At 39.6% G+C, this 654-nt stretch carries 1 protein-coding gene; it reads left to right on the forward strand.

Annotated features, from left to right (window positions below):
- Positions 1 to 654: autotransporter outer membrane beta-barrel domain-containing protein (locus tag ACFIL3_RS10885; protein ID WP_375681623.1), on the forward strand; the 654-nt coding region annotated here is incomplete at both ends.

Consider the following 654-nt stretch of genomic DNA (forward strand, 5'->3'; position numbering starts at 1 on the left):
GGAACTATGGAAATCTTTCTCTACACCCTCAGGATGTTGAACAAAGCAAAAAAAGCGCATTTAATAAATGGTCTGTTACTGCTTATGGAAATTTGCAGCATGATACCGGTTTTTATATGGATGGGGTGGTATCGTATGGTCTTTTTAAGGGAGATGTTTTGACCCTTGCACGGGGCAAGGTTGTGGCGTTAAAGGGTAAACAATTTAGCGGTTCTTTAACGAGTGGTAGAACGTTTGCAACAGGGTATAAAGGTGTTGTTTTTGATCCGCAGATTCAGGTTGTTTATCAGCATCTTCAGTTTAATCAGGCGCGTGATATTGATAATCTTGATGTTGATTTAGGAAAATTTCATCAATGGGTGGGGCGTGTTGGTGGGCGTTTAAGCAAGACGTTAGGTGTTGTGGAAGAGGGACGTGAAGTTTCTTTTTATAGTAAGCTTTCTTATTTGCATAGTTTTGAAGATAAGCAATTCGTTTCTTTTAAAAACGATTTTCAGTTAGGTTCCTTTGGTTCTTCTTTGGAAGCAGGGGTTGGGTTTAATGCCCGTCTCTCATCAAAACTTTCTCTTCGTGGAGATGTCACTTATCAGCATAGATTTAAGAAAATTGGTTTTTCTGGAACGAGTTTCTCTGCTGGATTGCGCCACCTTTTTT

The sequence above is a fragment of the Bartonella sp. CE47NXGY genome, from assembly GCF_042195415.1.
Lineage (GTDB): Bacteria > Pseudomonadota > Alphaproteobacteria > Rhizobiales > Rhizobiaceae > Bartonella.